A 20,153-nucleotide genomic window follows, 5' to 3' on the forward strand; every position below is an offset into this window, starting at 1 on the left:
TCCAACAAAACACCGGCGGCCCTCGGCGGCGTCGGCGGCCTTCGCGAGTGGAGGGGTGAAGAGTCGCCTCCGCTGTCGAGCGGCCACCGATGTTTTGTTGCCCAACGGTTGCAAATGGTATGGGCCGCGCGGGCCGCGCAATCATAAGAGCAGGCCGATTTAGGGGGCGGCAATCATCCCGCGCGCTCATCTTGATGGGATGATTTACCTGTTCGAGGCCTCTCTATACTGGATGGCGAAGAGGATAGGCGGCAGTTTCCCCAAGATTCAAGACGAGCCGAAGCCGGCTGAAGGATCTTTTGCGGAACCTGCCAAAAAGAAAGGAGAGACGGATGAGCAAGCCCCATCCTTCCATGGCCCTCACGCTTGATTTGGACGAGTCGATCGTCGATCATGAGCTGCGCTTGGAGATCGACCGCTGCTACTCTTACCTGGGAACGCCTGTGGTGCGCTCCCACCCGGCGGCCGACGGCGAGCCGGTGAACACCCTCCGCATGACCGTGCGCGTGGGAGCCCGCGAGTACCTGGATTCCTCCGTGGAAGGCGCCGACGCACTGTGGAACGACTACATTGAGCACTGGCTGCTGAACCAGGTGCATGCCGTGGACAACCAGATGAAGATCTTCAACCGCCGCCAGCGCGAGGAGAGCAAGCCCGAGCTTGTGTTCACGTGGCTGGAAATCGAGCTGCAGGGCGGTCGCCTCGTGGTGCGCATGCGGCTGGATTCCACCTGCGGCATCGACCCCGAGGAGAGCAAGTGGGTGAGCCGCGTGCGCGAGGCCCTGAACGCAGGGGCCCTCGGCCAGGATGTCGTCGCCGTGACGCTGCCTTCCGCGGCCTCCTACGAGAAGCAGCACGCCGCCGGTATGGTAGCGCTTGAGGCCCGCAAAGAGGCCGAGGCCGCTGCGGCCCGCGCCGCCGAAGAGGCGGCCGCAGCCGAGGCCGAGGCTGCCGAGAGGGCCGCCGAGGAGTCGTTCATGGCCTCCCCCGCTCTGGTAGCTGAGGCCGCCGAAGCGGCGCTTGAGGCCGAGGAGGCGGCCGATATCGTCGTGCGCGCCCGCATCGCCCACGACCTGGAAGAAATCGAGCGCGGCGAGCTTGACAAGACCGCCGAGGAAATCGTGGCCGAGCGCATCGCCGAGGAGGCACATCTGGGCGAGGACATCCAGAAGAAGTACGCCCTGCCCGACGCCGACTTCGCCATCGCCTTCGACCAGTGGACGGTGACCTATGCCGACGGCAGCGCCCGGGACTTCGACGCCACGACCGGCACGCTGGCTGATTAGGAGGCACCGATGACTGACAGGATTGCTGAAATCGCCGCTTTCGACGGCCGCACGGCCAAAATCGTCGGCCCCGCGCGCTCCGGCAAGACCGAGGCGCTGCTGCGCCGGGCCGCTGCCGCCGTGGCCGCCGGATGCGCCCCCGAGGACATCCTCATCGAGACCTCCACGGCCGAGGCGGCCCGCGTGGCGCGTCGACGCCTGGTGGACGCCCTGGCCGCCGCCGGGATGCAGGATGTGGAAGACATCGCCGGCCGCATCACCGTGGCCTGTGCGCAGCAGGTGTGCCTCACCGTGCTGGAGGCGCCCGAGACCCGCGCCGCCACCGGCCGCACTCCCCGTGTGCTCGCGCCCTTCGAGTACAACTTCTTCCTGGAGGATATGAAAACCCTGGGGACGCCCGCCCGCCGCTTGCGCTCGGAGCTCGGCCACATCAAGCAGCAATGGTGCGCGCTTGCCCCCGAAGAGGACTGGGCCGTCGGCGAGGAGAAGGACGTGCTGGATTTGGCCCATCGCCTGCTTAGCGCCACGAACGCCATGCTGGAAGATGAGGTGGCCTACCTCTGCGGGCGCTACCTGCAAAGTGATGCGGGCGCTGGCGCGCGACAGTGGTTTGCCCTCGTGCTCGCCGACGACTTCCAGAACCTTTCCGCAGCTCAGCAGACCTGCCTGTGCCTGCTCGCCCGCGACCAGCTCATCGTCGCCGGCAATCCGGACGAGACCGTGCGCGTTGCCACGAGCTTCCCGGCCCCCGAGGGTTTCGCCACCTTCGACACCCTGCGCCGGAACGTGACCGTGTTCACGCTGGACACCGCCTTCGGCAACCCCAACGTCACCGCGTTCTGCGATGCCGTTGTCCGCGCGGGCAACGAGGAGGCGCTTGCGGCCGACCAGCGCGAGGGAACCATACGCGACATCGCCACGGTGAAGTGGAACACGCCGGACGAGGAATTCAACGGGCTGACGCGCTACCTGTTCGCCGTGAATGCCGACGACCCTGAAGCGGCTCAATCCGGCATTTGCGTCGTCGCCCCCAACAAGCAGTGGGCGCACGCCTTCGAGCAGATGCTCGTCCGCCGCGGCTTTACGGTGTCGTCGCTGGGCTTCGAGCGCCTGGCCGGCGATCCGCGCGACACGAACCGCGCCCGAGCACTTGTGGCCTACACATCGCTGAACCTGCTGGCCGACCCGGACGACCTGTTCGCCTGGCGCGCGTGGGTGGGCTTCGGCAACTACCTCACCTATTCCGACGGCTGGCACTTCCTGATGGAGTGGTGCGACGAGCACAATGCCGGCATTCTGGACGCCCTGGAGGCGGCCTTGGCCGCCCGCACCGCCGGCGAAGCGGAGCCCTTCCCCCGGGCCGAACGTCTGGCCGAGCGCTATGAGGCCGGTCGCGCGATGATCGCCGCGCATGCGGGACGCCGCGGGCGCAACCTGCTGGCGGCCCTCGGCGCCGACAAGCTGCGCGACTTCGCAGCGCTTTCCGCGACGCTGGCCGGCGACGAGGACGCCGCGACCCTGTACGCCATGATCCGCGAGACGCAGCTCTTCCCCACCCACGAGGCCAACGTCCGCGCCGTGCGCGTCAGCTCCTACGAGCAGCTGTGTGGCTGCGGCTACCGCGCCCTGTACGTCACTGGCTGCGTGGACGGCTTCATGCCCGCCCGCGACGCCTTCGAGGTGGTCTCCACCGACGCCGACCGCGACCGCGTGCGCGAGGCCGATCGCCGCACGTTTGCCGCCGGCGTCGCCAAAGCCACCGACGCGCTGATGTTCTCCACGTTCAGCCGAGCACCCCTCGAGCTGGCCGAGCGCACGAAGATGCAGGTGGCCCGCGTGCGCATGGAAGACGGCGAGCGTATCGCCACCCTGCGCCCCACCTGCTTCATAGCCGAGGCCGGCGCGGCCGCCCCCATCACCCTCGGCGGCCAAGCCCTCCTCGCCGATTTGGGCATGGACTAGTCTTTCCCCCGAAGCCCTCCTGCAAGAAAAGCCCCGATTGGGGCTTTTCTTATGCGCTCGTTTCTTAAGCAAATCAGCCCACACGTTGTGCGGTCGCGCGCCCAAAAATGGGTCGGCCCCGCCGAGGAGGGGCGGGGCCGACAAAGGAGGGGAAAGAAGGAAGGGATTGGTAGGGTTGGGACGCCTCGTCGCAGCGGAGGCATCAAAAGCCGCTAAGCTTCCACGGAGTCCAGAAGCTCGCGCAGGACGGCTTCGTCTTCCTGGAGGGAGCCCAGCGTCAGCTGGGCCAAGCCCTGGTAGAACAGGGTGCGGGCATGCATGCGCATATCGGCGACCAGCATGGGAACCCAGTTCAACAGGTGGTTCTCAAGGAAATCGTAGGACGTGCGCAGGTAGGCGACAGCCTCGTCCTCGGCGGCATCGTCCAAAGCCTCGGCGGCGCGCAGGGCCATACGCTGCATGAACTCCAGCTCCAGCGCAATGTGGTCCTCCGCCTCGTTCCAGGAGCCGCGCATAAGCTCGTTCTCGCGCAGGGTGGCCAGCACCTCGGCCCGGGCCTCCTGCATGAGCAGGCGCCGCTCGGAGGTGTACACCGACTCGTAGGGGTAGGCGGCGGAGTACCCGTTCACGCCATGGCCGATGAACGTGCTCACGTAATCGATGGCGAGCTCGGTCACCGAGTCGTCCCAGGCACGCTTCAGATAATCGTAGAGCTGGTGGTACCCCTCGTCGGCAGCCGCGTTGCCCGTGGCCTGAGGGAAGCGCATCTGCTGCAGCTCGCGCAGGGTCGGCAAATCCACCTCTTCGCGGAACAAGCGCGCCAGCATACCGTAGGATCGGGCGCGGGCATTCATCAGCTCGACGAGATTCACCTCCTCGGGAGCGGCAACTTCCTCAACGGCTTCTTCCATAACGGCCATGGCTCTTACGCCTCCTTAACGTCTGCAAGCTCGGCGAGCATGGCCCGCCCCAAATCGGTCAAGTTCCAGGCGCCATCGCCCCAGATGACGCAATCGCAGGTTTCCAGCACGTCGATGAAATGCTGGCCGAAGCGGCGCGGCGACTTGGTGATGTCCATGGTGTCGGTCAGGCTCTCGATGTCGGCCAGCTTCCGGGGCGCCTCGGCGAGCGCCTCCATGACCGCGCGGTACACCTCGGCGTAGCGCGCCTCGTCGGAGCCCAGAACGACTGCGCGGAAGCTCTTGCCAGCGAGGTATTCCTCGCGCAGGGCCAAGGCTTCGGGCGTCGAGCGCCACACCGGATCCACGGTCTCGCGAATCTCCAGGTAGCTCACGCCTTCCTCGACGCTCTCGTGCTCGTCGGTCACCTCGGGCATCTCCAACACGAGCGCCCCGGCGCGTTCCAGCATGCGGCACAGCGTCATCGGCGCGTACACCGACCAGTTGTCGCGCTGCCACTCATCCACGCGCTCGGAAATGATGCTCGAGGCGCAGCCGCCCTCGCACAGGCCGATGATGTTCAGCAGCACGGGCCGACGGTTGGGGTTGCGGACAATGAGCGCCTGAAGCGCCTCGGTGGCACTACCTTGGCGTGCCGGCGAGTACACCGGATCGTGGTGCACCGTCTCGGGCATGTTGCGCATAGTGGGGTAGTCGATGGTGTCGTAGGGGTTCTCGTCGTCCATCCATTCCTGATCGATTTCCGAGTCGTCCACCGCCAAGGGGTCGAACTCGTCGTCGAAGGCGAGCAGCTCGAGGGTGTCCCCGGCGCTCGCGCAAGAACCCTGATGCTGATAGGCCATACAGGTTTCCTCTCTCGTTTCGCGCGCGGTCGTCATCGCGATCCCCGATGCGCAGAAGGCTCTCTTCGCCCTTCGTTCGCTCGGGCAATCCGATAGCAGACGCCGCTTCCTATCCTCTTCGTCCCACATTCTAGGAAGCATCGCGGCACCCAGCTCATACGACCAGGCCCATCTTTGCGAAAAGCGGCATCATCCTCTCATGATGATTTCGCCCTTCTGCGAGGATGATTATGCGCTGCACCTGGGGTTTTGCCCTTGACCTTTCGCGGGCGCGCGTCATAATGGGGCTGCGTTGCGAAACTGCGGGGCGACCACGATTGAGGGAGCACTTATGACCAACGCAGCATTCGGCAAGAAGGTTCTTGCCATCGCGGTTCTGGCCTGCCTGTGCGCAGCCCTGATCGCTGTCCCGGCGTACGGCTTCTACTACGTGCACGACGACAGCGTGTCGGATTCCTCTGACGGTCTGGGTAGCTACGAGGTCTTCATGGTGGTCGACGAGACCGCCGTGGGAGGCGACGTGCACTCCGACCTGATGTTCGTTCCGGCGGGCAGCACGGCCGATGTCGTCCTTACCGAGGGCATCATCTCCAGCGAGAACCAAAACGGGCTGGACGCCATTCACAACTATGACGTTCAGTCGGTGGCCGACTACCTCGCCGCCAACAGTTACAACGCTGAGATCAGCGTGTACCCCACCGGCGATGTGCAGGCCTACAAGGACGCGGAAGGCGCCTACGCCGCCACGTCCCAGAACGTGAGCGAGGCTTACACCGCCCCCGCGAAGGGCGATGGCTCGACCGTTCTCGATCGCTACGACAACGTGGTGATCACGGTGACCAAGTAGGTCGCCGACCGTCGCGGGGCCATCGTCGACCAGCGGTGGCCCTGCGCATCCTGCGCAGGGCGCGCACGCGAGGTCGCAGGCACGAGCCGGAACTCGCACGCAGCGCGGGCCACGGGAAAGGGGCTTGGGAAGGCGGGGTTGACGAAGCATCATCCGCTATCTATAATCCCCTGACTCAACTATTAAGCACCATCTTGCCTGGTGAGACGGCCGGGCGCACAGGAGGGGGATTATGGGGTTTCAGGTTCCTCGCGTTACGATCAAAATCGACTTCAAGGAAGGCGCATCCTTCGGCGAATTAAGTCTCATTTCGTTCGGCTACGGCCTGCATCAAGCGTGGATCTACAGCTCCATGTTCGACAAAGGCGGCATTTTCGGAACCGGAGGCCTCCAGGCCGGGCCCTTCAACGATCAACTGTCCCTGGCCTATTTCGTTTCGATCCTCATCTACGGCCTGCTGTTGCTTATCGCAAGCATCCTCGACACCAAGCTCATCCGAGCGCTGCACGCTACCCCCACCCTCGTTGCAGCCGCCCTACTCGGCGCAACGGGAACGCTTCTCTTGCTCGGGTCGGGCGCGGAATCGCCCTTCGACGGCAGCACGCTGCAAATCATTTCGGGCATCCTGACGGGAACGGGCTCTTCCATCTTGCTGCTTGCTTGGGGCATCGCCTTCTCGCGGCGCGACTCAGCCTCCATCATCATTAACGGAGCGCTCTCCATCGCCATCGGATTCGGCATCTACGGCCTCGTGCTGCACCAGATCCCCTTCCCGTGGGGCGGCGCGGCAAGCGCGCTCATCCCCTTTGCGGAAATCGCCCTCCTGCTTGTGCTGCGTCGCCACGTGAGCCTCGATTTCGACAATCGTCAGCTCTTTTTCCAGCCGCTGCCCATCAATCACGCGCGTTTCGTGATGCGCTTCGGATTGCCGGTGTTCTTCCTCGGCGTGGCCCTGGGCATCATGCGCCAAAACTCCATTGAGACCATCCTGCCCGGCAGCGCCTTCGAAGATCAGGCGTTGCTGTTCGTCACCGCCTGCGTCGCCACGGTGCTCATTATGGTGACGTTTCTCGCCCTCGGCGGCGACGAGCGCTGGCATATCTTCTTCCGGCCGCTCATCCCGTTCATCGCCGTAACGGCCATTTTCATCCCCTTCACGACCGGGGGCACGTCGTTTTGGGGGACCTCGGTGGTGCTTGTCGGATACATGTCCTTCGAGGCGCTTATGTGGATCTTCTTCTCGGAGCTCTCCCAGCGCTTCCGCCTCTCCCCCATCTTCGTATTCGGCCTCGGCCGCGGTGTTATGGCGCTGGCGGCCCTCGGCGGATCCTCCCTCCCCCTGTTCACCGGCGCCCTCGGCGCGCCGACGGGTCTGGGGGAGATGGGCACCGTGCTCATCGTGCTGGTCGCCACGATGCTCGCCTACGCGCTTCTGCCCGACGAGCACGAGATGGCCTCCATCGTGGCCGTAACACCGAGGAAGGTGGCCGTACAGAGCGCCTCGCGGGCCCCGCTCATCGTGGTGAACGAGGGGAAAGCAGATGCGTTGGAACGTGCCCGGGAAGGCGCGGTCCCCTCTGCCCCCGAGCAGACCGACGTGCGCACCCAGGCCCCTGCGAACTGGGAGCAGGCCGTCGTGGCCGCCCTTGCCGAGCTGGGCGAAACCTCCGGCGCGGCATCGGGGCAGATCGCCTCCGCATCTTCTGTCGTTTCCGCCGCAGAAGGCCCGACCGCCGTGGACGCCATGCAGGACGATGCATCGGATGCAAGCGCCGCTTCCGGCACCGCAAGCTCTGCCTCCACTGCCCCCTCCCCCGCCCGTCAGGCCATGGACTTCTCGCGCTCCATCTTCGCCGAGGAGGCCGTCGCCCCCGCGCCCGCCGACGACACGCCCGCCGCCCGGGGCCGCTTCCGCCAGCGCTGCGAGATCGTCGCCAACACCTACTTGCTGTCGCGCCGCGAAAGCGAGGTCATGTACTACCTGGCCCGCGGCTACAAGTCCTCCCACATCCAGCAGCAGCTCTACATCTCCGAAGGCACGGCGAAGACCCACATCCGCCACATCTACCGCAAGCTGAACATCCACAGCCAGCAAGATCTCATCCACCTCATCGACGAAGTGGAGCTGTAACCCCGTGCGGAGCTGCGGCCGCCGCGCATCTCCTGCCGCAACGGCCGCAGAATCTCCTAGGGACTCACGCCGATGCCCCTTGCTCACGATTTCGCTTCTGTTGCTTTAACCATTGCGGAAGCGAACCGAGATTCACTTCTGCTAATTTAACATAGCGGAAGTGAATCGCCATTCGCTTCTGCTCATTCCGCACAGGGGAAGCTGATTTCATCCCAACCCGTAGCCCGGCCCTACATTTTGCCGCGCTCCTTTGAGTTCCCTGACATTTTCCTTTCCCTGGCTATGGGTTCTGTTCCAAAAATCCACCTCGGGCTGCGGATCGCACGTTCGAATCCGCAGCCCGACCTAGCTTTTTGCCGCAGTTCTTCAGAGTTTCTGACATTTTCCCCGATCGGGCTACGAATTTTGGGGCATTTGTGGCGATCGCGAACTTTTTCTTGATTAATTCGGTCATGAAAAGTATTATTTGATTCTATTAATAATTTCGGCTCTCAGAGAGAAAGGAGAAGTATGGCCTGTTCATTCCGCTATTTCCTACTTAAACGCTGCCAAGGTTTGACCGGTTTAAACACTACAAGCACGAAGAAGTTCTTCGCCGCCGCCGAGGATGCGCATCCCGAGGCATTCGCGCCGCTTCTTCTGCTTGCGATCTGCGACGGACGCGAGGAATACCTGCTCCGGCGCGCGGAGGGCACGAAAGCGGCCGAAATGTTCGACGAGTTCGTCGAACACTGGCATGCGTCGGGGCGTCCGTTGGAGGTGTACCTGGGCATGTTGCCCGACGGCGACCCGTTCAAAACTATCCTCGTCGAATGGCGCACCGATTCCTCGCGCATCGAGGTCGACCGCAAAATCCTGAAGTACGTCTCGACCGCCTTCGGCGATCTTCTGGCCGACAAGAACATGACCCGCGCCGAGGCCTGCCGCGTCACCCGCCTGAACAAGGGCAACTTCTACGCCTTTCTCAAGGGAGACACGTCGAAGATGAGCCGCAAGACGGCCATGAACGCCTACCGCGAAATCGCCGCGCTCTAGCGTACGCAGGGTCGGGCAGAACGACACGGGGCTGCAACCTCACGTGAGGTTGCAGCCCCGCTTTCATTGCGGCAGATAGCGGCCCTTGTGAATCCAGATGTGCCCTTCTCTCCTACTGCGCCTCTTAGGGGGTGGCGGGAAAGACGAGGGTCAAGAAGAGCTCGTCGCCTTCCAAAGAGGCCTCGACCTCTATGTTCTGAGCGGCGGCGAGGCTGGCCACCACAGCGAGACCCAGCCCCGCCCCTCCGTGGGCACGGGCCGCATCAGCGCGGTAGAAGCGCTCGAAGAGGCGATTGACGTCGATAGCCGTCGGATCGGGCACCTTGTTGGAGAAGGTCAAGCTGCGGCCCCGCTGAACGATGGACGGCGCGGACGTCCCATAGCGCAGGGCATTGCTCACCAAGTTCTCGAACATGCGAGCCAGCGCCTCGCTGTCGGCCTCAACCATCAAGGATTCGTCGGGGAAGTCCACCGCCGGCTCCCAGCCGCGCTCTTCGAAAGCGGGAAACTGACCGGTGAGCACTTCGGCGAGCACGGGCAGAACGACAAGGGGGCGCCTATCCAGATCGGACGCGGCATCGGTGGCGCGGGCGTAGGCGAACAGCGCGTCCAGCAGGCCTTCCATGTCGGCCAGGCGCGCTTCGGCCGCCTGCAAGTAATGGGCGCGACGAGCGCCGTCCGGCTCCTCGGCGGCTAGGGAGACGTAGCCCTTCGCACCCATGAGCGGCGTGCGAATGTCGTGGGACAGGCTCGCCAGGTCGCGCTGGAACTGGCGCTGCTCGGCGGAGCGCTCGCGCTCGCGTTGGTCGGCGGCATCCAGCGTGCCGTTCACCGCGCGGGCCAGATCGGCGAAACCAGGTCCGGGCATTTCGGTGGTCAGGCGGCTGTTGGAACGCCCGTCGCGAGCTCGCAAAAAGCGGGCCATACGACGAAGCTCGTGGCCGTACAGCAGCACCATCGCGAACCCGCAGAGCGCCAGGCCTCCGAAGCAAATGGCAAGCGTCACAACTGTCCTTTCTCGTTTCGTTTGTTGCAGAGCACCTGTCGCATGGCTCTAGTTGTGGCAAGGGGCGACCGAGGTCGCCCCCTACGGAGACTAGCATGCAGTGAGACGTTGTCACGCCACTCCACCAGATGTCTCCTACAAATCGCGCTTGCGCAGCGGGCCGAACGACAGCGCGGCGCAGAGGGCAACTGCGACACCGCCCACGATGAGCACCTGCACAGCGAGGGGCGCCATGGTCAGCGGGGCGGCAGCAGGCGTCGCGAGCAGCGTCGAGGCGTGATTGCCCACATTCTGCATGCAGGAGGCGAGCATCCACGGCTCCAACGCGCCGATCCAGGGCACGCCCCGGCCCAGCAGAAGCAGCACCTGGCCGAGAAGCGAGCCGGCGATGCCGGAGCTGACCACGAGCGCCCAGGCCACCCCGGCCCCGGCGCTGCGGCTCGCCCACACGATGACCGCCGTCGTGCACCCGTAGGCGAAGGCCAAAAGCCAGGCCAGCCCGAGGAAGAGCGCCAGGTCGCCCAACGGGCTTGCCGCCGCATAGGTGAAGCCTGCCGCCGCGAAGGACGCGGCTCCGGCCAGGGCGGCCACGGCCAGATAGAAGGCCGCGAGAAGACCGACGAGCACCAGCTTCTCGCCGTAGTAGCGCACGCGCCCCCGGCGATCCATCACCAAGTTGCGCGCGAAGCGCATGGAGAAGTCCTGGGCAAGAAAGAGTGCCGTCACCAGCGAGACGACCATGGCCAGCGCCCCTCCCGACACCGCCATATCTCCCAGCATATCGGCCGGCGAGGCCAGGGTGCGCATGTCGCGGGACACTCCTTCGAAATCGGCGTCGCTGAGCGCCTCGGGATTGTCAGCGACAAGATCCCACAGCTCGCTCGAGGCGAATGCGGAATCGCTCGCCGTCTCATCGTCGCGCACGCTGTCCTCTTCGGATTCGGCCGATCCGGCGGCCTCGGCAGCGCCTAGCGTGTCCAGCTCATCCAGCGACAGGCCGCGCCCCGAGGCGCCGGCCGCAGCCGCAGCTTCCGCTGATGCATTCGCAGCGGCAGCATCTCCTTCGCCCAGGACGCCGGCCCCGCCGGTCACCCCGTCGCCGACGTTCACGGTCATCTCGAAACTCGTCGCCGTCATGCGCAGAAACTCCGGCGAGGACACCCAGTGCATCATGCCGGCGGCCAGAGCGGACAGAGCCACCAGCACGATAGCGGCCACCCAGAGCATTTTGCCGTGCACGAGACGGTAGATATCGCTCTTCAACAGGTTAAACATACTGCGCGCCCCCTTCCATCAGTTCCACGAAGTACTCTTCCAGATCGCGGTGGTCTTGGGACAACTCACGCACCACCTCACCGGCGCCGGCAAGCAGACGGCTGATAGCACCATCGTCGTAGTCCCCCGTGATAACAATGGCCCCGTCCAGCTCCGCCTTGAAGGCGAGCGCGGGATACGCCTCTTCCAAAAGTGCCAGCGCCCGGGCCGGGCTCTCGGTGCGAACGCGCAGGCTGCTGCGACACTCGGCGGCCACCTCCTCGGCCGTCATCTCGCGCACCATGCGCCCGTCGGCGATGACCCCGTAGCGCGTGGCCATGCGATCGAGCTGATCGAGCACATGCGAGCTGACGACCACCGTGATGCCCAAGGTTTCGTTCACGCGCACGATGAGGTTGCGCATGGCGCGCGTCGCCTCGGGGTCGAGCCCGTTGAAAGGCTCGTCTAACAGCAGCACATCGGGACTGCCGAGCAGCGCCATGGCGAGCCCCAGCCGCTGCTTCATGCCAAGCGAGAACCCGCGCACCTTCTTGTTGCCAACCGAGGAGAGCCCCACGAGCCTGAGCACCTCCTCGCAGCGGGCCGGGCCGTCCACGATGCCCCAGGCGAGTGCCTTCGCCATGAGGTTCCGGTAGGCCGACAGGTTCAAAAGCAGCCCCGGCTCTTCGATCAGCACGCCGATGCGCCGCACGCCGCCGTCTTCGGGCTCCCCGTCCCCCGCCGAAGCTCGATCGCTTTCGAACAGTACGACCTCGCCAGCCGTCGGAAGGGCGTCGCCGCAGATCATCTTCATGACCGTCGATTTGCCAGCGCCGTTTTTCCCCACAAAGCCGTAGATGTCGCCCGCAGCCACGGTCATGGTGAAATCGCGCACCACAGCCCGACCGTCGTAGACCTTGGTCAGCCCGCGCGCTTCAATGACATTCACGGCCGTCTCCCTTCTCGCATACATCCCATCGCTTTGTCCTTTCTCGCTTATACCGCATTTCCAATGACTTTCAGTGTGGACGCGGGAATTAAAGAAAGTTCTGGCGAAGCGTTAAGATTGTTTGAAGATGCCGACGCCAACGCATCCGCGCGTATTATCCTGCTTCCTGTGGAAACCGTTGCCGACATACTCATCATCGAGGACGATCCCTCCATCAACGAGGTGGTCTGCGCGCACCTGGAGCGCCGCGGCTACCGCTGCCGCCAGGCCTTCTCGGGCACCGAGGGCCTCATGCTTCTGCGCGAGCAGCGCCCGGATGTGGTCATTACCGATCTCATGCTGCCCGGCGTCCCCGGCGAGGAGATCGTGCGCGCCATCCGCGACGCCGACAGCGCGCTGCCTATCATCGTCATTTCGGCGCGCATCACCGCCGCTGACAAGATCGCGCTGCTTTCAGCCGGCGCCGACGACTACCTGACCAAGCCCTTCGACCTAGACGAGCTGCAGGCCCGCATCGAGGTGCAGCGGCGCCACCGCGCCGAGCGCGCGAACACCGGGACGGGCGCGAGTGCCACAGACGCGGGCGGCTACCAGCGGCTGCTCGCCTTCCGCCGCTGGGAGCTGGATCCCGACGGGCGCGTCTTTCGCGTCGACGGCGAGGAGGTAGCCCTCACGCGCACGGAGTTCAACATTTTAGAGCTACTCATGGGGCGGCCGCAGAAGGTGTTCACCAAGCAGGAGCTATTCGAGCTGGCGTGGGGCGAGCCCTACTCGGTGGAGGACTCCACGGTGAACGTGCACGTGTCGAACCTGCGCCGCAAGCTGAAGCCCACGGGCACCGACAACTACCTGCAAACGGTGTGGGGCATGGGCTACAAACTGCACAATGCCTGATCGACGTGGGCCGAAGAGCCCTATTCCTGACCTTCCCACGCAGCTTTGTTATTGACAATTTCCTTGCTCAGTCAATTGGGACGAGAAAACCCCTGAAAACCGTGATGGTCTGGCACTTTCTCCCAAGTTGACACGGTGAAACGCCGCGCACTGTGGGACAATGGGCAGACTTATCCAACTACTCCGGTGAAAGGTTCCGCCGTGTTCGATTTCTTCCGCAAAAAGGGCAACAACCCCGAGAAGCCCGCCAAAGACGGCGGCTCCCAGAACGCGGCCGGCGCCACCGCCTCGGGCCGCACCACCCGCGACGCGCTGGCGGAGTTCACCGCCACCCCGCTGCCCGACGCCATCGACGGCCTGCTGTTCCGCGTGTCCATGGCCGACCCGGCCGACCCGACCTCGTCTTCGGGCTTCGATGCCTACGCCGCCCGCCTGCTCTCCGAAGCCGAGGCGCCCAGCCTGCGCGCCATCGCCGTGGAGCATCCGGTGGAGCTGCGCCGCCTGAACACCACGGGCCTGTTCTGGTCCATCTTCGACGACAGCACGATTTCAGCCGGCAACCGGGGCACCATTCTGCGCATCGAGTCCGTGCTCGATCGTTTGGCCCTCATTTCGAAGGCCTTGGAAGGCGACGAGGGCACCGCCTTTGTGAGCGCCACGACCGAGGGCGCCTGCAGCGAGCTGGACTGGCAGGTGCTGCGCTCCATCGCCAACGACGCCAACGATTACCTGACCGCCGCCGACCGCGACAACAAGCTGGACACCCAGTACGGCACCACGGGCACCCGCGGCGGCAACTGGGATCTCTCCACGCGCCTGGCCGCCGCTTGCGAGGCCATGGTGCTCCCCTTCCGCCTGGAGTACCGCTTCGCCTGCGATGCCGACACGGGTACTATTGTGGCCAGCGTGTCGCTGCCCACCCCCGACGTGTTCCCGAAGTCGCGCTGGAGCAGCACCGCGGGCCAGTGGGCCGATTGCACCGCCCAGCGTCCTGCCGCCGCGGCCGCCTACGCCCTGCGCCTGGCGGCTCTCATTGCCGCCGCCGCTTTCGGCACCTCCGTCGGGGTGACGCGCGTCGTCGTGAACGGCCGCGAGGGTTCCATCGCGGGCCCGACCGTGATGTCGCTGGAGTTCGGCCGCATCCCCTTCACCATGGGCGCCATGGCGAAGATCCGCAGCGGCGAGTTCTCCGCGCCGGCCACCGAATGCGACCCGGCTGCGCTGTTCGACATGCTGCATCTGGCCCAGTTCGCCGTCAACATCGACGAGGCGGGCAACTTGCAGCCCGTCGAGCCGCTGCCGGTGGAGCTGTCGGTTCCCTTCACCCCCGTGGCCGAGGACACCCGTCCTTTGCCGGAGAACCTGCGCGGGCTTCTGCATGCCGACATCGTGAGCGATTTGGACGTTATGAGCGAGCAGAACGCCGATCTGGCCGCCCGCTACCGCGCCATCATGGAGGAGAAGGACGACTCGCTGCTTCTGGCGGTGGCCCAGCTGGAGGACATCGTCGCCGAGACGAGCGCCGCCGCGACGACCGACGTCATAGCGGACGACCTCGCCCAGCCCGCCGAGCCGCGCCGCCTTCTGTACTGCGAGAACGTCTTCGCCCGCTATCTGACGAGCCTCGTGGAAAGCGACCCCACCGTGCGTTACGTGCGCGCCTCGGACATCGGCCAGGCGGCCCGCTCGTCGCTCTCGCGCATCTACCGCGACATGGGCGACTTGGACGCCGCCGAGGCCCAGGCCCGAGCCTGCATCGAGCTGGCCCCCACAAGCGCCCCGGCCTACAACGACCTCATCACCTGCTTCGCCGAGGGCGACCACTACGACCGGATCATCGACGTGGCCCGCGATGCCCTGCGCGTGGCCGTCACCGGGAACGACATCGCCTATGTGTACTACCGGCTGGCCTTCGCCTACTGGCAGACGGGACGTTTGCCCGAGGCGCTGGCCTGCTACCTGCGTGTGCCGGAGACGAGCCCCATGGGCGAGGCCGCCCTGCGCGAGCGCAATGATTTGGTGAGCGAGATGGGCAACAACGTGCCCGGCAGCGACTGGGACCCTGTGGCCTGCCTGCGCACGGCCGGCGTGCCCTTGGCGCCCCTGGACGACGTGATGGAAGTGGTGGGCCGCGCGCTCATCGAGCTCTGCGACGCCAACATGCCGCTGGCCGCCGCTCCCTTGGCGAGCCTCGTGGCGAGCACCCAGCGCAACGACATCCTCCACGCCGTAGCCGCCAGCCTCCGCCAGGGCGTGTAAGCGCCCCAAGCAAGACGCACAAGAAAAGGCCCTCCAGGGGGCCTTTTCTTTATAGGCAAGATTTCCGGCGAAGTCGACTATGCGTAAAAGAGGATCTCGTTGTAGGTGGGCACCGGCCAGGCTTCGCGCTCGACGATGATCTCCATGGCGTCAACGGCCGCGCGCAGGGCGTCCATCACGGGGATGATCTCGTGGGCGTTCATGTCCGCGCGCTTCTGCTGATCCTCCACTTCCAGAGAGGCGTAGTGCAGCTCATGCAGCTTCTCCAGCTGGCGGTTGATCTCGGCGGCGCCGGCCACGAGCTTCTCCAGCTTGTCCTTCATGAACGACGTGTCGCCCTCCGGAAGCACATTCTTGATGGCCGTGATGCCGTTGGCGAGCTTGGCGGCGTAGCGGTTGATGGCCGGCAGATAATCGCGGCGCACCAAGCGCTTCATGGCGCGGATCTCGATGTTCATGATCTTGTTGTACTTCTCCAGCTTCACCTCGTAGCGGGAGCGAACCTCGTCCTCGGTGAGCACGCCGAACTCGCCGAACAAGTCGATGGACTTCTGGTCGACCAGGCACGGCAGCGCGTCGGCCGTGGTGCGATGGTTCGCCAGACCGCGGCGCTCGGCCTCCTTCTCCCATTCCTCGGAATAGCCGTCGCCGTTGAAGATGATGCGCTCGTGGTCGCGCAGGGTGCGCTTGATGTAGTCGATGGCGGCCGCCTCGAACTCCTCGCCGGTCTTGCCTTCCATCTGATCGGCGAATTCCTTCAGCGACTTGGCCATGGCCGTGTTCAGCACCATGTTCACGTCCGACAGGTTCTGGGCGCTGCCGGGCATGCGGAACTCGAACTTGTTGCCCGTGAAGGCAAAGGGGCTCGTGCGGTTGCGGTCGGTGTTGTCCTTGATGAAGTTCGGCAGCACGTCCACGCCGAGGTCCATGGATACGCGCTCGGCCGAGGTGTAGTCGTGATCGTCGATGAGCGCCTCCACAATCGCGCCCAGCTCGTCGCCGAGGAACATGGACACGATGGCCGGCGGCGCCTCGTTGGCACCGAGACGGTGGTCGTTGCCGGCGCTCGCCGCCGACATGCGCAGAAGCTCCTGGTACTCGTCGACCGCCTCAATAACGCCGGTGAGGAACACGAGGAAGCGCAGGTTCTCCATGGGGTTCTCGCCCGGATCGAGCAGGTTGCGGCCGCCGGCGGAGATGGACCAGTTGTTGTGCTTGCCCGACCCGTTGATGCTCTCGAAGGGCTTCTCGTGCTGCAGGCACACCAGGCCGTAGTGGCTGGCCAGAAGCTTCATCTTCTCCATGGTGAGCAGGTTCTCGTCCACCGCGCGGTTCGTCTCGGCGAAGATGGGCGCCAGCTCGTGCTGGGCCGGGGCCACCTCGTTGTGCTTGGTCTTCGCGGAAATGCCGAGCGCCCACAGCTCGTCGTCGAGCTCCTTCATGAACTCGTTCACCGTGGGACGGATGGCGCCGAAGTAGTGCTCCTCCAGCTCCTGGCCCTTTACCGGCGGATAGCCGAACAGCGTGCGGCCCGTGAGCATGATGTCGAGGCGCTTCTCGTAGTCCTTCTCGGAGATGAGGAAGTACTCCTGCTCGGCGCCGAGGGTCGTGGTCACGCGATCGGACGAGTCGTCGCCGAACAGGTCGAGCACGCGGCGGCCCTGGGTCTCGATGGCTTTCATGGAGCGCAGAAGCGGCGTCTTCTTGTCGAGCGCCTCACCGGTGTAGCTGCAGAAAGCCGTGGGGATGCAGAGCACCTCGTCCTTGATGAAGGCGTAGGAGGTGGGATCCCAGGCGGTGTAGCCGCGGGCCTCGAAGGTGGCGCGCAGGCCGCCGGAGGGGAAGCTGGAGGCATCGGGCTCGCCCTGGATGAGTTCCTTGCCGGAGAAGGTCATGATGGCGCAGCCGTCATCGGTGGGATCGATGAAGCTGTCGTGCTTCTCGGAAGTGATGCCCGTCAGCGGCTGGAACCAGTGAGTGTAGTGGGTGGCGCCCTTCTCGATGGCCCACTCTTTCATGGCGTGGGCGACGACGTTGGCCACGTCCTCGTTCAGAGGCGCGCCTTCCTTGATGGTTTTCATCAGCTGCTTGTAGGTGGTCTTCGGCAGACGCTCGCGCATCACATGCTCGTTGAACACCATGGAGCCGTACAGATCGGTCACTTTCGACATAACGGGTTCGCTCCTCACTCGGGTCGATGATCGGAATAAGATACCACGTCGGAGCCACCGCAACGGCTGCACCCGGCACGTTCCAAGTTAATGGCGCATTGTTTCGAGGAGTTTTCTGGTAAGCGAAACCGACGTTACGAAAGGGGCGGTTCGTTTTCACGCCCCACGCAAAACGACCCCGCCGAGGCAGGGTCGTTGAGGAATTAAGATCGCGCTCGGCAAATGGCAGCGCGTATTCGGCGCAACACGACGGTGTGCCTGGGGTGCAGCTAATCGATATGTTTCCCGTAGCGCTCCTCGGTGATCTCGTCGAGGGTGCGGCCCTGGGTGTTGGGGCACCAGATGACGCCCACCACGAGCGACACCAGAAGGAAGCCACACATGATGATGCCGGCAGTCACGAAGCCCGCAGGGGTTTCCACGCCGAGGCCCGCCACGGCCACGAGCGACCAGATGCCCAGCACGCCGCGCACCAAAAAGAACATGATGCCCTGCACGCCGCCGCGATACAGCGTCGGGAACAGCTCCGTCGACCACAGCGCATAGAAGCACTGGGCCGAGAAGCCGGCTGAGATGCCCCACAGCGCCACGAACACCCACAGAAGCCAGCCCCAGCTATCGGCCGTGCCCGCTTCCAGCTGCATGCCGAAGAACACCATGACCACCCAGGCCGCCAGCGCCATCACGGCCGTGGCCGCGAACAGGATGCGATGCGGGATCTTGTCGCCGAACTTCGAGAAGATGGCAAGCGAACCCACCGCCGTGAGGATCCACATGACCGCCTGTAGAAGCGAGATGGTCGTGTCGTCCAAATGCCCGGCCGCCGCGTACATGTAGGGCATGAACTGGCCCATGGTGCCGGCCACGATGTTCCACGTCAGGTACACCGCCACCAGGAACACGATAGACTTCACGTTCACCGAGTTGGTCAGCGCGCGGCCCATCATCTGGATGAAGGTGTCGCGCTTGCCGGCGGCCGCGTCCTGCTTTTCCGTCCAGTCCTTCGACTCCTCCAGCTTGCGCTGCAGATTCCACGCGATGAGCGCCACCACGAACAGGATAAGGAACAGCAGGCGCATGGCGAACAGGCCGTCGAAGGGCCCGTAGGTGCCCGCCGGCAGAAGCGCGCCGTCCGGCCCGAAGGTCGGGAAGATGAACGAGAACAGAAGCGCGATGAGGAAGATGACCGCCGGGCCGCAGGACCAGGCGAACTGGCTGATGCCGATGTTGGCGGCGCGGCTCGTGGAGGAGGACATCTCGGAGATGTAGCTCCACGACGACGGTACGCCGGCGCCCACGGACAGGCCGGAAATGACGATGCCGGCGCAGAGCATGGGCAAGTTCACCGCGCACATAATGAGGAACACGCCCGTGGCGTACACGAGCAGGTTGTAGGTGTAGATGAACTTGCGCCCGAAGCGGTCGGCCAGAAAGCCGCCGATGAGCGCGCCCACCGCCGCGCCGAAGGCATTCGCGCCCACGGCGCCCAAGATGGACACCCACACGTTGTCGAAGTTGAAGGCGATCGCCCAGGCCGCCAGCGCCACACCCGAGGCCACGATGCAGCCGGAGTCGAGGAAGTTGGTGAGTGATACGGCGATGGTGCCTTTTTTCTCTTGGGACAGAGCCATAGTTTTGCAGACCCTTTCTTAGTTGCTTAGTTGTCGGTCGCCGATGCCGCGGGGAAATCCAGCATGGCCTCGTTGATCTTGACGTTGAACTCGCGGCCGATCTGCCGCAGCCCCTCGTCGGTGATGGTGTTCAGGAATTCGCCCGAGCCGCCGTTCATGGCGCGGGCGCGCCCGTAGATGTCGGCGGCCTTCTCGATGGTGTGCAGAAGCCCGAAGGTACTATCGAAGTCGGCGCCGGAGACGAACAGGCCGTGACTCGCCCACACCACCGCGTCGAAGGTCTTCATCTGCTCGGAGGTGGCCCGGGCGATGTCGGCCCCACCGGGCACCATCCAGGGCACCACGCCGACGCCAGCCGGGAACACGACGACGCACTCGGTCATGGCCTTCCACAACACGCGCGTGAACGTGCGCGCGTCCAGCGGCAACAGGTAGGAAAGCGCGATGATGTTGGTGGGGTGCGCATGGTAGATGACGCGGCAGGTGCCGTCGGTGGCCGCGGCGCGCACGGCGTGGTTCATGACGTGGGTCGGGAACTCGGACGTGGGACGGCCCCCGTCGTCGAGGCCCCACACGATGCGGTAGGCGTCGCCGGCGGCGGACAGTTCCACAATGCCGATGTTGCGAGAGGGATCGGACGCCACATTGCGCATGTAGTTGCCGGTGCCAGTGACGAGGAAGTACGCACCGCCCATAGTCGGCGCCTCAACGCCGAGGGGCGTCCAAGGACGCGGCTCCTTGTCGAAGAACTTGCGGGCGGTATCCACATCCTCGGGACGCAGGCGGTAGCTGAGGTTGCCGCCGTTGCGCTCGTGCCAGCCCTGCTCCCAGCCGTCGTTGCACAGGCGCACGAACCCGCGCACGAACCCCAGCTGCTCCATGGCCACGCCGGACACCGCCCCGCGCGCCGTGTCGATGCCTTGGGAAAGCATCTCCTGTGCCTGATCGAAAAATGCCATGATTGCT

The 20,153-nt window shown here is 64.9% G+C and carries 15 protein-coding genes; 7 read left to right on the top strand and 8 right to left on the bottom strand.

The window, feature by feature from the left end; all coding sequences use genetic code 11:
- Nucleotides 1–332 precede the first annotated feature (332 nt).
- Nucleotides 333–1,286 (top strand): hypothetical protein, encoded by a 954-nt coding sequence (locus tag ACW4QM_RS07275; RefSeq protein ID WP_302233444.1) that lies wholly within the window; start codon nucleotides 333–335, stop codon nucleotides 1,284–1,286.
- Between the two features lie 9 nt (nucleotides 1,287–1,295).
- Nucleotides 1,296–3,248 (top strand): UvrD-helicase domain-containing protein, encoded by a 1,953-nt coding sequence (locus tag ACW4QM_RS07280; RefSeq protein WP_302683099.1) that lies wholly within the window; start codon nucleotides 1,296–1,298, stop codon nucleotides 3,246–3,248.
- A gap of 212 nt (nucleotides 3,249–3,460) precedes the next feature.
- Here the strand turns inward: ACW4QM_RS07280 and ACW4QM_RS07285 are convergent, their stop codons facing one another.
- Nucleotides 3,461–4,168: a TorD/DmsD family molecular chaperone gene (locus ACW4QM_RS07285; protein ID WP_302683098.1), complete on the bottom strand. Its 708-nt coding sequence runs from the start codon at nucleotides 4,166–4,168 to the stop codon at nucleotides 3,461–3,463.
- 5 nt (nucleotides 4,169–4,173) lie between these two features.
- Nucleotides 4,174–5,010 (bottom strand): hypothetical protein, encoded by an 837-nt coding sequence (locus ACW4QM_RS07290; RefSeq protein ID WP_302683097.1) that lies wholly within the window; start codon nucleotides 5,008–5,010, stop codon nucleotides 4,174–4,176.
- Nucleotides 5,011–5,341: 331 nt separating this feature from the next.
- On the opposite strand from ACW4QM_RS07290, the gene ACW4QM_RS07295 reads away from it, so the two are divergent.
- The 3 genes from ACW4QM_RS07295 (at nucleotide 5,342) to ACW4QM_RS07305 (ending at nucleotide 9,023) form a co-directional block, all read left to right on the top strand.
- A complete protein-coding gene (locus tag ACW4QM_RS07295; RefSeq protein ID WP_114540356.1) occupies nucleotides 5,342–5,857 on the top strand; it encodes a hypothetical protein in 516 nt (171 codons plus the stop codon).
- Between the two features lie 232 nt (nucleotides 5,858–6,089).
- Nucleotides 6,090–7,988 (top strand): response regulator transcription factor, encoded by a 1,899-nt coding sequence (locus ACW4QM_RS07300; protein ID WP_455798332.1) that lies wholly within the window; start codon nucleotides 6,090–6,092, stop codon nucleotides 7,986–7,988.
- Between the two features lie 510 nt (nucleotides 7,989–8,498).
- Complete coding sequence (locus ACW4QM_RS07305) at nucleotides 8,499–9,023, top strand: hypothetical protein (protein WP_022740922.1); 525 nt, start codon at nucleotides 8,499–8,501, stop codon at nucleotides 9,021–9,023.
- A 124-nt stretch (nucleotides 9,024–9,147) separates the two neighbouring features.
- On the opposite strand, the gene ACW4QM_RS07310 is transcribed toward ACW4QM_RS07305, so the two are convergent.
- From ACW4QM_RS07310 to ACW4QM_RS07320, 3 genes are all read right to left on the bottom strand, one after another.
- Nucleotides 9,148–10,029: a sensor histidine kinase gene (locus ACW4QM_RS07310; RefSeq protein WP_455798333.1), complete on the bottom strand. Its 882-nt coding sequence runs from the start codon at nucleotides 10,027–10,029 to the stop codon at nucleotides 9,148–9,150.
- Nucleotides 10,030–10,164: 135 nt separating this feature from the next.
- Nucleotides 10,165–11,304, bottom strand: a complete 1,140-nt coding sequence (locus ACW4QM_RS07315) for a hypothetical protein (RefSeq protein WP_455798334.1) — start codon at nucleotides 11,302–11,304, stop codon at nucleotides 10,165–10,167.
- Nucleotides 11,297–12,232 carry an ATP-binding cassette domain-containing protein gene (locus ACW4QM_RS07320; protein WP_455798335.1) on the bottom strand — a complete coding sequence of 312 codons (936 nt, stop codon included), beginning with the start codon at nucleotides 12,230–12,232 and terminating at the stop codon, nucleotides 11,297–11,299. Before ACW4QM_RS07320 ends, ACW4QM_RS07315 begins: the two co-directional genes overlap by 8 nt.
- Nucleotides 12,233–12,349: 117 nt before the next feature.
- Between ACW4QM_RS07320 and ACW4QM_RS07325 the strand changes: the two genes are divergently transcribed.
- Both ACW4QM_RS07325 and ACW4QM_RS07330 read left to right on the top strand, forming a co-directional pair.
- Nucleotides 12,350–13,126, top strand: a complete 777-nt coding sequence (locus ACW4QM_RS07325; protein WP_455798336.1) for a response regulator transcription factor — start codon at nucleotides 12,350–12,352, stop codon at nucleotides 13,124–13,126.
- Nucleotides 13,127–13,327: 201 nt separating this feature from the next.
- Nucleotides 13,328–15,385 (top strand): tetratricopeptide repeat protein, encoded by a 2,058-nt coding sequence (locus tag ACW4QM_RS07330; RefSeq protein ID WP_455798337.1) that lies wholly within the window; start codon nucleotides 13,328–13,330, stop codon nucleotides 15,383–15,385.
- Nucleotides 15,386–15,462: 77 nt separating this feature from the next.
- Here ACW4QM_RS07330 and ACW4QM_RS07335 read toward each other — a convergent pair whose 3' ends face one another.
- The 3 genes from ACW4QM_RS07335 to rhaD form a co-directional block, all read right to left on the bottom strand.
- On the bottom strand, nucleotides 15,463–17,556 hold the full coding sequence (locus ACW4QM_RS07335) for a glutamine synthetase III family protein (protein WP_455798338.1): 2,094 nt from the start codon (nucleotides 17,554–17,556) through the stop codon (nucleotides 15,463–15,465).
- Between the two features lie 269 nt (nucleotides 17,557–17,825).
- The gene (locus ACW4QM_RS07340; protein WP_173114570.1) at nucleotides 17,826–19,187 is read right to left on the bottom strand and encodes an MFS transporter; all 1,362 of its coding nucleotides are present in this window, start codon (nucleotides 19,185–19,187) and stop codon (nucleotides 17,826–17,828) included.
- A 26-nt stretch (nucleotides 19,188–19,213) separates the two neighbouring features.
- Nucleotides 19,214–20,146, bottom strand: coding sequence for a rhamnulose-1-phosphate aldolase (rhaD, locus tag ACW4QM_RS07345; protein ID WP_288219476.1), 933 nt, complete (start codon nucleotides 20,144–20,146; stop codon nucleotides 19,214–19,216).
- Between the last annotated feature and the right edge of the window lie 7 nt (nucleotides 20,147–20,153).

It is taken from the genome of Adlercreutzia sp. CNCM I-6207, assembly GCF_977072305.1.

Excerpts from the sequence above, each read along its gene's own strand:
- ACW4QM_RS07290 (WP_302683097.1), bottom strand. The coding sequence starts at position 5,010 with ATGGCCTATCAGCATCAGGGTTCTTGCGCGAGCGCCGGGGACACCCTC.
- ACW4QM_RS07285 (WP_302683098.1), bottom strand. The coding sequence starts at position 4,168 with ATGGCCGTTATGGAAGAAGCCGTTGAGGAAGTTGCCGCTCCCGAGGAG.
- ACW4QM_RS07315 (WP_455798334.1), bottom strand. The coding sequence starts at position 11,304 with ATGTTTAACCTGTTGAAGAGCGATATCTACCGTCTCGTGCACGGCAAA.
- ACW4QM_RS07300 (WP_455798332.1), top strand. The coding sequence starts at position 6,090 with ATGGGGTTTCAGGTTCCTCGCGTTACGATCAAAATCGACTTCAAGGAA.
- ACW4QM_RS07340 (WP_173114570.1), bottom strand. The coding sequence starts at position 19,187 with ATGGCTCTGTCCCAAGAGAAAAAAGGCACCATCGCCGTATCACTCACC.
- ACW4QM_RS07335 (WP_455798338.1), bottom strand. The coding sequence starts at position 17,556 with ATGTCGAAAGTGACCGATCTGTACGGCTCCATGGTGTTCAACGAGCAT.
- ACW4QM_RS07295 (WP_114540356.1), top strand. The coding sequence starts at position 5,342 with ATGACCAACGCAGCATTCGGCAAGAAGGTTCTTGCCATCGCGGTTCTG.
- ACW4QM_RS07275 (WP_302233444.1), top strand. The coding sequence starts at position 333 with ATGAGCAAGCCCCATCCTTCCATGGCCCTCACGCTTGATTTGGACGAG.
- rhaD (WP_288219476.1), bottom strand. The coding sequence starts at position 20,146 with ATGGCATTTTTCGATCAGGCACAGGAGATGCTTTCCCAAGGCATCGAC.
- ACW4QM_RS07280 (WP_302683099.1), top strand. The coding sequence starts at position 1,296 with ATGACTGACAGGATTGCTGAAATCGCCGCTTTCGACGGCCGCACGGCC.
- ACW4QM_RS07305 (WP_022740922.1), top strand. The coding sequence starts at position 8,499 with ATGGCCTGTTCATTCCGCTATTTCCTACTTAAACGCTGCCAAGGTTTG.